The sequence below is a fragment of the Niallia sp. Marseille-Q9988 genome (assembly GCF_976954375.1).
In genome coordinates, this window is record NZ_CDRJSZ010000006.1 from 53,109 (window position 1) to 66,367 (window position 13,259).

Annotated in this window: 9 protein-coding genes and 1 other annotated feature; of the genes, 6 read left to right on the forward strand and 3 right to left on the reverse strand. The window is 34.3% G+C overall.

Features of this window, described 5'->3' with window-relative positions; translation table 11 throughout:
* Window positions 1–113 precede the first annotated feature (113 nt).
* Window positions 114–341: a binding site (T-box leader), on the forward strand.
* A gap of 65 nt (window positions 342–406) precedes the next feature.
* From ACWNMZ_RS12155 to ACWNMZ_RS12165, 3 genes are all read left to right on the forward strand, one after another.
* A complete protein-coding gene (locus ACWNMZ_RS12155; RefSeq protein WP_284561823.1) occupies window positions 407–3,052 on the forward strand; it encodes a valine--tRNA ligase in 2,646 nt (881 codons plus the stop codon).
* 150 nt (window positions 3,053–3,202) lie between these two features.
* Entirely contained in the window at window positions 3,203–4,504 is a 1,302-nt protein-coding gene (locus ACWNMZ_RS12160) for a bifunctional folylpolyglutamate synthase/dihydrofolate synthase (RefSeq protein WP_284561822.1), read from the forward strand.
* A 183-nt stretch (window positions 4,505–4,687) separates the two neighbouring features.
* A complete protein-coding gene (locus ACWNMZ_RS12165; RefSeq protein ID WP_284561821.1) occupies window positions 4,688–6,403 on the forward strand; it encodes a sensor domain-containing diguanylate cyclase in 1,716 nt (571 codons plus the stop codon).
* Between the two features lie 98 nt (window positions 6,404–6,501).
* On the opposite strand, the gene ACWNMZ_RS12170 is transcribed toward ACWNMZ_RS12165, so the two are convergent.
* From ACWNMZ_RS12170 to ACWNMZ_RS12180, 3 genes are read right to left on the reverse strand one after another with little or no spacing between them, the layout of a single operon-like run.
* Window positions 6,502–8,190, reverse strand: coding sequence for a hypothetical protein (locus tag ACWNMZ_RS12170; protein WP_284561820.1), 1,689 nt, complete (start codon window positions 8,188–8,190; stop codon window positions 6,502–6,504).
* An 18-nt stretch (window positions 8,191–8,208) separates the two neighbouring features.
* Complete coding sequence (locus ACWNMZ_RS12175; RefSeq protein ID WP_251627432.1) at window positions 8,209–8,664, reverse strand: PilW family protein; 456 nt, start codon at window positions 8,662–8,664, stop codon at window positions 8,209–8,211.
* Between the two features lie 13 nt (window positions 8,665–8,677).
* A complete protein-coding gene (locus tag ACWNMZ_RS12180) occupies window positions 8,678–9,148 on the reverse strand; it encodes a type IV pilus modification PilV family protein (protein ID WP_251627434.1) in 471 nt (156 codons plus the stop codon).
* A gap of 196 nt (window positions 9,149–9,344) precedes the next feature.
* On the opposite strand from ACWNMZ_RS12180, the gene ACWNMZ_RS12185 reads away from it, so the two are divergent.
* The 3 genes from ACWNMZ_RS12185 (at window position 9,345) to ACWNMZ_RS12195 (ending at window position 13,254) form a co-directional block, all read left to right on the forward strand.
* Window positions 9,345–10,124 carry a hypothetical protein gene (locus ACWNMZ_RS12185; RefSeq protein WP_449598640.1) on the forward strand — a complete coding sequence of 260 codons (780 nt, stop codon included), beginning with the start codon at window positions 9,345–9,347 and terminating at the stop codon, window positions 10,122–10,124.
* 73 nt (window positions 10,125–10,197) lie between these two features.
* Complete coding sequence (locus ACWNMZ_RS12190) at window positions 10,198–11,529, forward strand: VanW family protein (RefSeq protein WP_284561818.1); 1,332 nt, start codon at window positions 10,198–10,200, stop codon at window positions 11,527–11,529.
* A gap of 69 nt (window positions 11,530–11,598) precedes the next feature.
* Window positions 11,599–13,254 (forward strand): GspE/PulE family protein, encoded by a 1,656-nt coding sequence (locus tag ACWNMZ_RS12195; protein ID WP_031537085.1) that lies wholly within the window; start codon window positions 11,599–11,601, stop codon window positions 13,252–13,254.
* Window positions 13,255–13,259 lie beyond the last annotated feature (5 nt).

Consider the following 13,259-nt stretch of genomic DNA (forward strand, 5'->3'; position numbering starts at 1 on the left):
GCACATATATTAAAGATAAACAAAAAATAGATAGGAATAAAATGAAAAAAAATCGGCAATCCTTATTGACGAGAATTAGTTTTTTTCGGTAGTATAGCATATATAAATAAATTATTAAGGCAATGACGGGGAGTAGTACAATGTACGTTGTTTCAAAGAGAGGAAATCATCTGCTGCGAGATTTCTATTCAACCCATTGGAAGGTAGCCCTCGAGCTTCTTTTGCGAACGGTGTGCTTATTAGTAAAAGACGGACAGTATCCGATATCATCTTTGAAAGAGCCAGCACTTTTTGTGTTGGAAAAAAGGTGGTACCGCGAACAAACTCCATTCGTCCTTTTCAGACGAGTGGAGTTTTTTTATTTGCTTTAAAAAGGACAAAGGAACAAGATTAGGAGGAAATTAGGATGGAAATGAAAGAAATCTCCATGCCGACAAAGTATGATCCAGCAAGTATTGAAAAGGGTCGCTATGATTGGTGGTTAGAAGGCAAGTTTTTTGAGGCAAAGCCAGATGAAGGGAAAAATCCTTATACAATCGTAATCCCGCCTCCAAATGTAACAGGTAAATTGCATTTAGGGCATGCATGGGATACAACATTACAAGATATTTTAACAAGAATGAAAAGAATGCAAGGCTATGATGTATTATGGTTACCTGGTATGGACCATGCAGGTATTGCAACACAAGCAAAGGTAGAAGAAAAGCTTCGTGCCCAAAAGATTAGCAGATATGATCTTGGCCGTGAAAAATTTGTAGAAGAAACATGGAAATGGAAAGAGGAATATGCAAGCCATATTCGTGCACAATGGTCTAAATTAGGATTAGGCTTAGATTATTCTAGAGAAAGATTTACGCTTGATGAAGGTCTTTCAAAAGCAGTTCGCGAGGTGTTTGTTTCTTTATACAAGAAAGGGCTTATCTACCGCGGCGAATATATTATTAACTGGGACCCAGCTACCAAAACAGCTCTTTCTGATATTGAAGTAATTTACAAGGATGTACAAGGTGCATTCTATCATATGAAATATCCTTTAGCAGATGGAACTGGTTATATTGAAGTAGCAACAACTCGCCCAGAAACGATGCTAGGCGATTCAGGTGTTGCTGTCCATCCGAAAGATGAAAGATACCAACATCTAATTGGCAAGAAAGTAATTTTGCCAATAGTAGGTAGAGAGATTCCGATTGTTGCAGATGATTATGTGGAAATGGATTTCGGTTCAGGTGCTGTTAAAATGACTCCTGCCCATGACCCAAATGATTTCGAAGTTGGTAATCGTCATAATCTAGAAAGAATTCTTGTAATGCATGAAGACGGCACAATGAATGAGCGTGCAGGAAAATATGAGGGAATGGATCGTTTCGAATGTCGTAAACAAATCGTAAAAGATTTACAGGAAATGGGCGTACTATTCAAAATTGAAGAGCATATGCATTCAGTTGGACACTCAGAGCGAAGCGGTGCTGTAGTAGAGCCATATCTATCTACTCAATGGTTTGTTAAAATGCAGCCATTGGCTGATGAAGCAATTGCATTACAAGGTAAAGAAGAAGAAAAAGTAAACTTTGTGCCAAATCGTTTTGAAAACACTTATATGCGCTGGATGGAAAATATTCGCGATTGGTGTATTTCTCGTCAGCTTTGGTGGGGGCATCGTATTCCTGCTTGGTATCATAAAGAAACAGGAGAAATCTATGTAAACCATGAAGCGCCGGCAGATATTGAAAATTGGACGCAGGATACAGATGTATTAGATACATGGTTCAGTTCAGCGTTATGGCCATTCTCTACATTAAATTGGCCAAATACAGAGGCAGAGGACTATAAGCGTTATTATCCTACTGCTGCATTAGTAACTGGATATGACATTATTTCCTTCTGGGTATCTCGTATGATTTTCCAAGGGATAGAATTTACTGGAGAGAGACCATTTAAAGATGTACTGATCCATGGACTTGTTCGTGATGAGCAAGGACGCAAGATGAGTAAATCTTTAGGAAATGGTGTAGATCCAATGGATGTTATTGCTAAGTACGGTGCAGACTCCTTACGCTATTTCTTATCAACAGGAAGCTCACCAGGTCAAGATTTGCGCTTCAGCATTGAAAAGGTTGAATCAACTTGGAACTTTGCAAATAAAATTTGGAATGCTTCCCGCTTTGCATTAATGAATATGGATGGTTTAGCTAATGATGAAATTGATTTATCAGGCGAAAAATCAGTGGCAGATAAGTGGATCTTAACGAGATTAAATGAAACAATTGAAACAGTAACACGTCTATCTGATCGCTATGAGTTTGGAGAAGTAGGAAGAGTTCTTTATAACTTTATCTGGGATGATTTCTGTGACTGGTATATTGAGATGGCGAAGCTTCCATTATATGGTGAAGATGAAGCGGCTAAATTGACAACTCGCTCGATTTTAGCGTATGTTCTTGATAATACAATGCGCTTATTACATCCATTTATGCCATTCATCACAGAAGAAATCTGGCAAAACCTTCCGCATGATGGCGAATCGATTACTATTGCGAAATGGCCAGAGGTAAATCCTGCGTTTACAGATGAGAAGGCTGCTAATGATATGAAATTGCTTGTGGAGATTATCCGTTCTGTTCGTAATAGCCGTGCGGAAGTTAATACACCAATGAGCAAGAAAATCAGTATTTTATTAAAAGCTAAAGATGAAGAGGTAGAAGCTACGCTCCTTGAAAATAAATCTTTTATTGAGCGTTTCTGTAATCCAGAAACATTAAGTATCGATACAGATATTGCTGTTCCGGATAAAGCGATGACAGCTGTAGTAACAGGTGTTGAAATCATTCTTCCTTTAGAAGGTTTAATTAATATGGAAGAAGAAATAGCTCGATTAAATAAAGAGCTAGAGAAATGGAATAAAGAAGTAGAACGTGTTCAAAAGAAATTAAGCAATGAAGGCTTCGTGAAAAAAGCGCCAGAAAAGGTGATTAACGAAGAAAGAGCAAAAGAGAAAGACTATTTAGAAAAGCGTGCAGCAGTAGAAGCACGTATAAATGAATTAAAAGGTTAATTTCATAGTTGAAAGAAGGGTGTCTCCACTATCCAAACCTTTGAGGCACCCTTCTTCTATGGATGAAGCAGTTACTTTTTAAGATGATACTAGATAAAGGTAAGTATAGATGTACCATAACAATCATTATTCATAAAAGAGGGTGTAGCAATGTTTCATAGTTATGAAGAAGCATTAAATTGGATTCATTCTCGTTTGCGTTTTGGAATAAAGCCTGGGTTAACTAGAATGGAAATGATGATGGAAAAGCTAAATCATCCAGAAAAACAGATAAAAACAGTTCATATAGGTGGAACAAATGGAAAAGGGTCTACCGTTACTTATTTAAGAAATATTCTTCAACAAGCAGGATTAACAGTTGGAACCTTTACATCTCCTTACATAGAACAATTCAATGAGAGAATCAGTGTGAATGGAAAACCAATTAGCGACGAAGAAATTCTCACATTAGCTAATAAATTGCATCCGATTGTGGAAGAAATGGACAAAATGGAAATTGGCGGTCCAACCGAATTTGAAATCATTACTGCAATGTCTTTCTACTATTTTGCTTATATGCATAAAATGGATATCGTTATATATGAGGTGGGATTAGGAGGTCGATTTGATTCAACCAATATCATCTCCCCACTACTTTCTATCATTACAAGTATCGGCTTAGACCATACAGCAATATTAGGGGACACTTATGATCAAATTGCATTTGAGAAAGCTGGAATTATAAAAAAGGGAACCCCTATTATTGCGGCTGTTAAACAAAAAGAGGCGCAAGCTGTCATTGTAAAACAGGCTAACAAGATGGAAGCACCAATTTACTTATTGGATAAAGATTTTACGATAGCTGGCTATCATTCGAAGTCTACAACGGAATCTTTTAACTTAATGTCTCCATTTTTTAAATGGGAGGATTTGCAAATAACAATGTTTGGGAAGCATCAAATAGAAAATGCATCATTGGCAGTAATAGGTGCCGAGCTTTTACGTGACCAATTTGTTTCAATTAATGATGAAAGTGTTAGAAAGGGCTTAATGCTGTCTCAATGGCCAGGGAGATTTGAGATTATTTCAGAAGAACCCCTAGTTGTATTAGATGGTGCACATAATGAAGAAGGAATCGAGGCATTAGTGGATGTATTAGTAAATCGCTATAAAGGGAAGAAGAAAAAAATTATTTTTGCAGCACTCTCTGATAAAAAAACAGATAAAATGATAACTAAACTTGATCAAGTTGCTTCAACGATTACCTTTGTAACATTTGACTTTCCAAGAGCTGCCGATTGTCGCACATTATATAAAGAAAGTAACCATCCATTCAGGTACCAAAACACTGACTGGAAAAAAGCAATTCTTGAACATATGGAAAACATTGAAAAGGATGAGATGCTCCTTATAACTGGGTCCTTGTATTTTATTTCAGAAGTTAAGACATTTTGGAAAAATTTCAAAAAATAACTATATCAAAAAAAATATCTAGATTATTAGGAAAGAAAAGGGTAGTATATATTTATCAGGTTTGAAATGTGGGAATTTTAAGAATATGGTAAAATATTCTCTATTTAACGATATATTATAACAAAATGAATACCTATTATACTTGCAATACGAATATATTGGTTCAAAAGAAGGGGGAAGAGAATGGTAAAACCAAGCTATAAAAAAATAATATGGGCAGTTTGGATATTCCTTCTCCCTTTTGGTCTATGGTTCTCTCATAATATCTATCCTCCGCAAATTCGGGGGAATGAATGGGAGATTCTTGCATTTCTAATATTTATGACAGTTGTGGCGAGTATGCCAATGATCATAAATGGTACGCCGGTATTTTTCTTACAGTGGGCGACATTGTCTGTTTTTCTAATATTCGGATTATTTTTTGAAATTATCCTCGTTCAAATTGCGTTAATAGCAGTATTATATCAAGCGAAGTTGGATAAAAAGACACTTTTTCGTTTGCCTATGAATTCAATCATGTTTTTTCTTGTCTCTTTTTTTAGTGGCATTATCTACTATAGTTTTGGAGGAAAACACGGATTCGATTTAGCTTTCAATTTCCATTTATTTGTTTTGATAAGTTTGTATCTTGTTTCCTATTTGTTGCTTAATACGTTGGGAATCTTTTTGATAGACCGTTTTATCTATAAAAGAAAAGATCGTTTCATTAAAAAGGATTTAATATGGGAAATATTTACAACGATTATTACCTATCCAGTAGGTATTGCGTTATATATTATGTATCAATATGTTGGGCTTGCTGCATTACTTCTAATAGGTGTGCCTTTTATAAGCCTATCGCTCATTTTAAAGCTGTATCATTCAAGTCAAACTGCCAATGACTATTTAAGAAAAACAGCAGAAATTGGACATCAACTTTCTCAAAACTTGTATGTGAATGAAACCGTTGAGTTTTTTATTGAAAAGCTATATGAGTTATTTAAAGTTGATTTTGTGTTTATTCATCAAGTAAATGCTAATAATCAATTAGAAATGATTTCGCGTGTGGAGCAACAGGAAAAGCTACCAATTTTTTCTGAAGTGATGCATGAAAACGAAGGCATATGTGGTCGAGTGTTAGCCTCCCAAAAATCAAGTGTATTTCATTCTAAGCAAGATTGGCAGAATGTAAATAAGGGCTATATGCCTGAAGGAATTCAAAGTGTATTATGCATGCCGCTCATTAAAAATAAAAATGTGATTGGTGTATTATTATTGGGAAGTAAAAAAAAGAAGGCATTTGCCAATATAAAATTAATGGTATTGGATCTTTTATGTACCCAATTTGCCATTGCGCTAGAAAATGCAAAGTACTTTGAGCAAACAAAGGAAAATAGTGAGAAATGTGCTTTAACCAAGCTGTATAATTACCGCTATTTCGAAAAGCTATTAAGTGACCAGTTCAAGGAGCTTAATGAGGAGAAATTGGACAATCTTGCGCTGATTATGCTAGATATTGATCATTTTAAATCGATAAATGATCAATATGGTCATCAGGCAGGAAATGAAATTTTAAAAGCTTTTGCTAAAAGAATTCAAAAGCTTATTGGTGACCACGGAATTGTTGCTAGATACGGAGGAGAAGAGTTTGTGATTCTTCTGACCAATATTGCAAAAAAAGAAGCGCTTGATCTAGCTGAGTTTATCCGCAAGATGATTGCATCTAGACCCTTTGTTATTCAACAAAATATAGACGATTGTCAAAAAATAAAAAATGTAAATATCACAGCTTCATTAGGGTTAGCATATGCTCCAGAAGATGCTGATGAGTCGTTGGCATTGATTCGACATGCAGATAGAGCATTATATGTGGGAGCAAAAAGAGCAGGGCGTAACCGTGTTGGCAGTTATGTGAAATGACTGGAATAAAAAAGAAACAGGGAGTATGGATGAAACCCATCCACTCTTCCTGTTTTCTTTACATTTACAGTTATTATAATCGGGAAGATACTTTGAAATTAATAATTATAATCGACATTAATTTCACTATTCTCTACTCGTAAATCATTAGTGATCGCTGGTATATAAACAGTTTCTGGTGTATTGCTTCCTCCATCATTTTCATCCCCATCGCTAAATCCACTATTACAATTCGTTGCAAAATTATTGGGATTTGTATCAATTTTACTTCTATTGTTGTTATTTGTATCTGAAGATATTGCCGAAGCATACACTTTGCCATTTCCATTTAGATTAAAGTTTCTAGGGATACTTATAGTGCCTCTTACGCATATTTTTGAATCATTACCCATATTTATATCGTTAATTGTTCCATCACCACCAATATAAATAGCTGTTTTTGAGGGGTTATTTATAACCGAAATGGTAGCATTCCCTAAAATACTAATTATACTATTATCTCCAGGGTTATTAATATGATTGATAGTTGCTTTTCCTTTTATTGAAAGAACTGTATTACTAAAGGAACTATTTATATTATCGATCTCTGCCGTGCCGCCAATTGAAATAATGCTATCAGATGTATTATTCCAATTTTTGCTTTCAAAATCACCTTTTACTTCTAATTTGGTTTTTGTGAAGCTATTTCCATTTCTAAACGTAGCTTTCCCACCAACATAAATAGAGGAGTCAATTGTACTAATGTTTTCGAAAGTTCCATCCTTTGCTACTTCAATAATTGAATTATTTAAGGAACTGTTTAAATTGTTAAATTTCGCCTCTCCACCTACATGAATTTTAATTGAAGAAATCCCATTTAAATTTCCAGTAACATTCAAATTATTAGTTGTATAAATGGTGGAATTAGAAAACTGATTAACGTTAGAAGAAATAGTTAATGACCCACTTGTTTTTAAAATTGTACTTATTATATCTGTATTTTTTGTAATCGTTGTATCTTCATTATATTGACAGTTGTTATTGAATTGATAGTTATTTGGAATAGGACTCACGCAAGCTGTCAATACTCCAGGGTCTGGAATATCGTTCCCAGTCAAACCTGTCTTTACAGTGGCTTGGTCATCTGATGTGTCAGTGCTGCCCTCATTAGTACCATCTCCTGTTTCTGTACTAGCTTCTGCTTCCAATACAATGGGATCAAGTTTTATTGGAATGGTAAAGACCGATGATAATGTGATTTCTTTATCTCCATCGATTCCTTTACTATCAAATGTATAGGTAATCCCATCCTGATTACTAGTTTGCTTTATATTTGAAATAATAAAAGAGCTCCCCGCCGAACTATCAACAGAAACAGCTACGTTTTGAAAAAAGGTGCGATTTATTGTTTCTAGTTCCGTTTTTATTTTCTCCATATATTGATTGGAAGCAATTGCAGTTAATTTATTAAAATAAGCGGATTTATTGATTTCTGCTTCTGTAGCTTCCTTATTATTAGCTGTAATTTTTCCGAATGTGTCACTTATTTGTTTTGAAATCGATTGATTGATACTATCCTTAAAAGCACTATTTGCTTTTACTTCGCTACTTTTATTGTATAAGGCTGTTTTATAATAGGTGATTCCCATCTCGGCAATGGAAACAGCTTGTGCATTATCTTCTGTTATCGTAATCTGTTTAGAATTAGTAATCGATACACCAACAATAGAGATATAAAGAATACTAAAGACGGATATAAGGACAAGAATCAATATAAGTGTATTTCCTTTTTCGTTAAAATAACGCAATGACAAATTCCCTCCTTTCTATTTTAATCGTGATAATGTTGCGGTTGTTTGATAGGTTTGGTTTTCCTTATCTTTGCTCGTAATTTTAATCGTTAGGATGACATCCTCTTTGAGAGGATTAACAGTAAATGAATTAGGAATATAGGTATTATTTGTTCCATTTCTACTCATCAGCTCATATCGAAATTTTTTATTCTGAAAGGTAATCTTTTGCTTCCCATCCACCGTAATATACGAAGCATTTGGATTTTGATCAAATGTAATAGAATACGAATCAGAAGTCTGATGTATTTTTGTCATACTTGAAACCATATAGTTCGCTTCTTGCTGTAATAAGGTTTTATCATTGACTACTTTCGAGAAGTGAATTCCTTGAAAAAAGAACTGATAGATAAGGACTAGCACAATCGAACCGAGTGCAATAGAAATTAGCAATTCAATTAAAGTAAGTCCTCTTTCGTTTTGAATCGACATCTTTTTTCTCCCTTTATTTTTTCGTAATATATCCGTATATATTGCTGTTTAATTTATCTTGTTCATCAAAAACGTCAATCCGTATTTTATAAAGCGTATTTGCTCCCTTTAATGTTTCCTCCCGGTAAAATAGATAAAGATGAATAAAATAGTTATTTTCTTTAAAGATTAATTCTATAACATCTGAATTGCGATTTATATTTGTTAATAAATCTAAATCGCTTGTATTTATGGATGCAGATGGATTATCTGTTAGATTAATCAATTGTTTATGTAAAGTACTTTCACTATTTTGAGCTTGGACTAACCAACTCTTTGCTAGTGTAACACTTGTTAACTTCTCATCTGTCTTCTGATTAAAGGAAGATACTTGAGGAAAAAAAGTGAGAAAGGACGTAATGAGAATACTTAATAAAACAATCGAAACTAAAATTTCTATTAATGAAATGCCTTTATCATTTTGTATGAAACGCTTAAATGGCATGCTTTTGCCTCCACTCCTAGATGGAAATTTAAAATAGAAAGTATAAGAAAAATATTATGTGAAACTTTTGACCTATTCTTTTAAAATAATTGATTCTATTATACAATACATAGGATAAGAAAAAACGAAAAATTGTAGGACTAAATGCATTGGAAAATAGATAAGCTCTAGTTTGTTCTTACTATTTAGAATAGTGGTGATTAAAATGCAAGTATTATTAATCTCTATCGTTTGTTTACTAATTATTACAATAATTTTTGTTGTTTTTCCTTCTAGTATGACAATCAAGGGAAGATTTGTAGTGGTTGTGGTTGCTTTTGTGCTATCAAATATCGGCTTGGCTGTGCAATATTTATATGAGAATTATATGATTAGTTTAGGTAGTCTGTTGCTTTTAGTTTTGATGCTACCTTTATTAATGCAAAAAAGCGCTCGTTTTTTCTTTAAAGAAGAAATACATAGTGAATACATTACAACGTATACGGCAAAAGACATGAATAAGCAGAATATAGAATTAGAAGAAGAACTGTTAATTATGGATAAAGGGAAGCCTGCATTAAAAAAAGAGGGAAAAATAACATCTAACACAATAGTGGAAGAAGTAGAACAAGCCGAACGAAAACCTATTAAGGAAGTAGAATTTCCGCCCATTAAAGTGGACAACAACTCTAGTGTAATGGTTTCTTCAGAGGAAACAGAGAATGTAAAAAAGCAAGAAGAGGAAAAGGATTGGGTCTATGCTACATTAAATACTACCGAGGCTCATCCAAAAGAGGATTATTGGAAAAATGATAATGTAATGGTCAGGGAAAACTCGATTGAAGCTTTTTTAGAAGAATTAAATGCTAATAAAGATAATGATAAAGAGGAAGAACAACTAGAGGAAATAGAAGAAAAGCCAAACAGACGATATTTAGAGAGGTTAGAAAAAATTAGAATTTTAGACAACAGTAATTTACCAAAAGATAAGGATTAAAAACTGATCTGAAAATTTAAGTGCAAACAAAAGGAGTCTCTAAAGCCGTTTTTTTAGAAAGGTAGAATACAGAATGGATAAAAAAACTTTCACTTTATTTATTAGGCTTTTTATAGCAACATTTTTCCTTTTTGGAGGCACCAGTTTAGGTGTTTACGCCTTTCAGAAGGCAGATAAAGAAGAGCTTTACCCCATTAATACAAGTGTAGCTGGGATAAGCATTGGAGGATTAACAGAATTAGAGGCAAAAAATATGCTTGAAAATCATCTTATTGGTTGGAAAGCCAATGCTAAATATGAGTTTCAATATAAAGAAAAAACGGTTCAGATAAGTAATGATATATTTGCCTTTGATGTAGAACAAACACTAAAGAATATAACGGAAAACAGTGCAAATGATTTTGTTGTAAATGTAAGGGAAGAAGTTTTACAAACGGAATTGGAACAGTATAATTCGTTTTCCATGGAAGATATCGATATTGATCTTTTCAAATCAGCATTATTAGAAGCCGCATCCATTCTTCAAGTAGATAAGAAATTAGCTGTAGAAGAATACTTTGCTTCCTATGTTTCCGGAAAAGATTTGTTAAATACCGTCGAAATGACAGTGCCTGATCAAATAGAAGAATTGGAATCCGTTATTCCATCTATTAAAGAAATCACTATATTACCAAAAACAACTTTTTCTTTATTAGGATTATTAGAGGATGTAAATCAGAAAGGTGCAAAGGATGAAACGGTAAGTATACTGGCAACAGGTATTTATCAATTAGTTCTTCAAACCAATTTTGACATAAGAGAGCGTACAATAAGCAAGGAGCTTCCTGATTATGTAGATGTTGGTTATGAAGCGAAAGCAAGCTTTCGTAGTCAACTAGATTTACGCTTTACTAATCCAAATGAACATGCTTATATTATCGCTCTTAAGGTAGAGGAGAATCAATTAATCCTTCAATTAAAAGGGCAGGAATTTCCGAATCGTTATGAGATTGTTATAGAGGAGAAGGAAGAATATGAACCAAAAACAATTGTCCAATTTGATTCTTTGCTTGAGGGAGATCAGGTAAAGGTTAAACAGGAAGGGAAAAATGGTATCTCTGTTGTTGTCATCAAAGAAGTACTGGATAAAAACGGAGATCAGGTAAAAAGAGAATCAATCGCTACGGACTATTATCCACCTGTTTATAGGGAAGAAGTTCGAGGATTGCCAAATAACAAGGACATAGAGCAAACAGATAGTAAGGAAGATGGCGAAGAGGCACCAATAGAGGAAGATTTAAATGATCATGCAATAGAAGATTCCACAATGGACGAAGAGAATAATCCAAATCAAGAAATCGATCAGGAAAAGGAAGATGATGATCTAAACGATTCGATAGAGGATGACCAAATTATTGAAAAATAGCCAAGTAACATCCATTAAGGAAAATGTCGTTTTTCATACATAATACCAAATAGGTAAAGGAAGATGATAATGAAGAATACTCGTAAACGACTAGGGGATTTATTAATAGAGGCTAATCTGATAACACAAGAGCAATTAGACGAGACATTGGCTAGAAAAAGTTCTAATCAAAAGCTTGGAGATGCGTTACTTAAAGAGGGATTAATCACGGAACAGCAGCTTATAGAAGTGCTGGAATTTCAGCTTGGAATTCCTCATATTAGTTTATATCGGTATCCTTTTGAGCAAAATCTTTTTTCACTCGTACCAAAGGAAACAGCCAAAAGAAATATTCTTATTCCTTTAAAAATTGAGGGAGATAAACTTTTTGTTGCGATGGCGGATCCTATGGATTATTTTGCCATTGACGACCTTCGCCTAACGACTGGATTTCAAATTGAGCCGGCAATAGCAACAAGAGATGATATTATTCGGGCCATTAATAAATACTATGATGTGGATGATGAGTTTAAAGAATTGCTTTTTCCTGTGGAACAAGAGGAAGAAGTTGATTTAGATGTTGTTCAAGATTCTCCCATTATTAGGCTAGTCAATCAGCTAATAACAAATGCTATTCATGCAAAAGCAAGTGATATTCATATTGATCCCCATGAAACAAAGGTAACGATTCGTTATCGGATTGATGGAGTTCTTCGCACAGAAAGAATTTTGCCAAAGCATATGCAAAGTGTTTTGATTGCCCGGATAAAAATATTGGCTAATCTGGATATTACCGAATATCGTCTACCACAGGACGGCAGAATTAAGTTTAATCTGGAATTGCACCCAGTAGATTTGCGCATTTCCTCCATCCCGACTGTATATGGGGAAAAAATTGTAATGCGGATACTTGACTTAGGGAGTGCTTTAAATGACATTACAAAGCTTGGATTTCATCCCTACAATCTCCAATTATTTAATAAAATGCTTAAGAAGCCGAATGGGATTGTGTTGATAACAGGTCCAACAGGATCAGGTAAATCATCCACTTTATATGCAGCATTAAATCAGTTGAATAATGAGGAAGTCAATATTTTAACCATTGAAGATCCAGTAGAATTTCAATTGGAAGGGATTAATCAAATTCAAGTAAATGTAAATACAGGCATGGACTTTGCAGTTGGTTTGCGTTCTATTTTAAGGCAGGATCCAAATATTATCATGGTCGGAGAAATTCGTGATAAGGATACAGTAGAAGTGGCCATTCGCGCTTCCTTAACTGGTCATTTAGTGCTCAGTACTCTTCATACGAATGATTCTATAGGAACGATTACCCGCTTAATTGATATGGGAGTAGAGCCATTCTTAGTAGCATCTTCTTTAAATGGAATCGTTGCACAGCGATTAGTAAGAAAAGTATGTCGAGATTGCAAAAGAGAAGAAGCGGCTACCAAAAGAGAAATAGAGATTTTTGCAAGAAGAGGTATGTCTATCGAGCATATTGTTCGCGGAAAAGGCTGTTCTTCTTGTAATATGACAGGTTATCGCGGCCGAATCGCGATTCATGAGGTTCTAGTTATGAATGAAGAGATAAGAAAATTGATCATGAACGGTGAATCTTTTCTAAAGGTAAGAGAGCAAGCAGAAAAGGATAAAACCGTGTTTTTAATTGATGATGGGTTATTAAAAGTGAAACAAGGGATTACAACAACGGAAGAAGTACTAAGAGTCGTTCTTCCTGAATAGAGGGG

Excerpts from the sequence above, each read along its gene's own strand:
- ACWNMZ_RS12180 (WP_251627434.1), bottom strand. The coding sequence starts at position 9,148 with ATGCCATTTAAGCGTTTCATACAAAATGATAAAGGCATTTCATTAATA.
- ACWNMZ_RS12175 (WP_251627432.1), bottom strand. The coding sequence starts at position 8,664 with ATGTCGATTCAAAACGAAAGAGGACTTACTTTAATTGAATTGCTAATT.
- ACWNMZ_RS12165 (WP_284561821.1), top strand. The coding sequence starts at position 4,688 with ATGGTAAAACCAAGCTATAAAAAAATAATATGGGCAGTTTGGATATTC.
- ACWNMZ_RS12155 (WP_284561823.1), top strand. The coding sequence starts at position 407 with ATGGAAATGAAAGAAATCTCCATGCCGACAAAGTATGATCCAGCAAGT.
- ACWNMZ_RS12160 (WP_284561822.1), top strand. The coding sequence starts at position 3,203 with ATGTTTCATAGTTATGAAGAAGCATTAAATTGGATTCATTCTCGTTTG.
- ACWNMZ_RS12195 (WP_031537085.1), top strand. The coding sequence starts at position 11,599 with ATGAAGAATACTCGTAAACGACTAGGGGATTTATTAATAGAGGCTAAT.
- ACWNMZ_RS12190 (WP_284561818.1), top strand. The coding sequence starts at position 10,198 with ATGGATAAAAAAACTTTCACTTTATTTATTAGGCTTTTTATAGCAACA.